At 33.1% G+C, this 2,599-nt stretch carries 1 protein-coding gene; it reads right to left on the reverse strand.

Features of this window, described 5'->3' with window-relative positions:
- Window positions 1-148 precede the first annotated feature (148 nt).
- Window positions 149-2,221: a Gldg family protein gene (locus AB1630_12130; protein ID MEW6104541.1), complete on the reverse strand. Its 2,073-nt coding sequence runs from the start codon at window positions 2,219-2,221 to the stop codon at window positions 149-151.
- Window positions 2,222-2,599 lie beyond the last annotated feature (378 nt).

A 2,599-nucleotide genomic window follows, 5' to 3' on the forward strand; every position in this document is an offset into this window, starting at 1 on the left:
TTTACATTTTATTGTCACTCACTTTTTTGTAATTTTTACCTCCCCATACCCCTCAATCCCTTATAAATACAAGAAATTCTACTTTCGCTACCACCAATTTCGCCAAGTTTCTGTTGAAGTTGGGTATAAAGATTTTCAGATGGAATCCTTAAGGCAACCTTGGCATACATAGCCTTATAATTCCAAGGATAATGGCAATTAAAGGAGAAAGAAAGACAACAAGATTTTTTACAAAAGCCTTGCCAGAACTAGATAAAGCCTTAAGTGGCCGCTCTGTTTTTCCCTTTCCTCTAATTCCAATAAGCTCATCTTTAAAGCTAATCCAATCAACAGTATTCATAAAAAATATATGGTTATTTATAAATTGAGAAAGAAATCTATCCTCTATAAACCTTGAATTTCCAACAACAACAACCCTTCCCTTACCATAAGAAAAAGAAACAGCCAGAGGAAATGATTTTTTTATCTTTGGAATAAACCTCTGTTGGGGATTAAGGTCAAAATATGCCTCCTGGCTCCAGGAATATTTGCTTGATGAGATAAGAACATCGGCATTTTTAGCTTCAATAGAGGATGTCCAGGGAAAAACAAGGCTCTCTATATTAGATACAATAGGGCTTTTCTTATTAAACCCATCGCTTTCAATTTTTGTCCAAAATAGATATGGTGTTGTAAATACATATTGACCTGTATTAAATGAGGCGTAAGAACAAGAGGGGTCTAAAACAAGGTCGCTTTTTATATTGATTCCATAGGGTCTTAAATCAAACAAGCCCTCCTTTATTGCTGTAAAACCATCTATCTTTATGGGGTTTATAAGAAGAAAGAGACCCCCACCACCTTTTACAAACTCCATTACCTCCCTTTGCGGATTTTCGTTTAAAATTATCAATGTATCCACATTTAAGCTGCTTGTTGAGGCAGGGAAAATAAAATATTCCCTTTTAAGGAGGTCTTTAATTATCTGGAAATTCTCTGTTTTTCCTAAGAATCCAATGGATTTCTGTCTTGTCTTTGAAAGCTTAAGGATTAATGATGTAATGTCATATTCCAATAAATCTGGTTTTTCAACAAATGGTATTATTTGATGCCTATTTTTATAACTTATATCTATGCCAAGATATACACCGATTGTCTCTATTTTATCCTTTTGGATAACAGAAAGCCCGACCTGTGGAATTCCCAGCAATTTAAGCCTTTGTTCTATTTCTTCTTTCTCTGGCTCAACAAATAAAAATTTAACATTGCCATTTCCATAGACTCTATATTCCTTAAGAATATCCTCTACAGCCATCCTTATTCCAGAAAGATTTGGAGGGAGATTTTTTGAAAAATAACAATTAATTTCAAGGGGGCTATCTATTTTTTTAAGAATTTTTTTTGTTGAAGAAGATAGGGAATAAAGCCTTTCTTCTGTCATATCAAGCCTTACAAATAGATAGGAAAAGGCTAGGTTTAGAAGAATCAATATTGTAAGAAACAGGCTTGCTGGAAGAATTGCTTTTGAAAGCCTTTTTCTCATATTTTCACAAATTTTTGTTGTAAGATAAAGAAATAGCATAATAATGGAGGTGTAATAAATAATATCCCTTGAATCTATAATGCCCCTTCCAACAGAATCAAAGCGAGCTCCTAGGCTTAAAGATCTAAAAATGGGAACAAGGAAATCTGGAATGCCTGTAAGGACAAAATTTTCTGAGAGTATAAGGAGGATAAAGGAAAAAACAATTGAGAGAACATACGAGAGGATTAAGCTCCCTGAAAGGGATGAAAAAAATATACCAATTGAGATATATACACCAGCAAGTAAAAGGGAGGATATGTATCCTCCGATAAGTGGCCCTATATCAGGGCTTCCAACAAAAAATATTGCAATTGGTATTGGCAAGGTAAATAGAAGAAGAAAACCAACGAATGCCCAAGAGCCCAAAAACTTTCCAAATACAAGCTCCCTATCTTTTATGGGAAGGGTAAAAAGAATCTCAATTGTTCCAAGGGATTTTTCAGAAGAAAAAAGCCCCATTGTGATAGCTGGAATAAAAAAGAGAAAAAACCAGGGGATAAGCTCAAAAAATAGCCTCATAGATGCCTCATTTATCAAGAAAAATGGCTTCATAAAAAGCCAATTTGATATAAGGGCAAAGAGAAAGAGGATAATATATCCTGTGGTTGTGTTAAGGTAAGAATAAAATTCCTTTTTGAATATAGCAAGGATTTTCATAGCAAAATAATAGGTTTTTATTCTTTCTTTGTCAAGAATTGGGATTTTTGTGATGTTACTATACTAAATAATCTGTGTAAATCTGCATCCCATTAACTTAAATGCTAATCCGTGTTAATCAGTGGCTGAATAGTAACAAACAAAAATGGTTTGCAAATTTTTTGGTTAACAGGTAGTGCATTGGAACATTAAAAGTTAAATAATGTCTTTTTGCTTTATAGTCTGAAACCTACCCATAAGTCTGTAAGACCAAGTCATTACTAGAGTTTTTGGCTTCATTTTTATCCAATAAAGGGGAAAATTAAAAATTTCTTTAAAGATTTAAAAATAAAATCCCGATATATTAGTAAAGATGGAAAAAGATAATTTATCTTCCTA

The organism is bacterium (assembly GCA_040753555.1).
Taxonomy (GTDB): Bacteria; UBA9089; UBA9088; order UBA9088; family UBA9088; genus JBFLYE01.

Coding starts and splice junctions, on each gene's coding strand:
- AB1630_12130 (MEW6104541.1), bottom strand. CDS start 2,221: ATGAAAATCCTTGCTATATTCAAAAAGGAATTTTATTCTTACCTTAAC.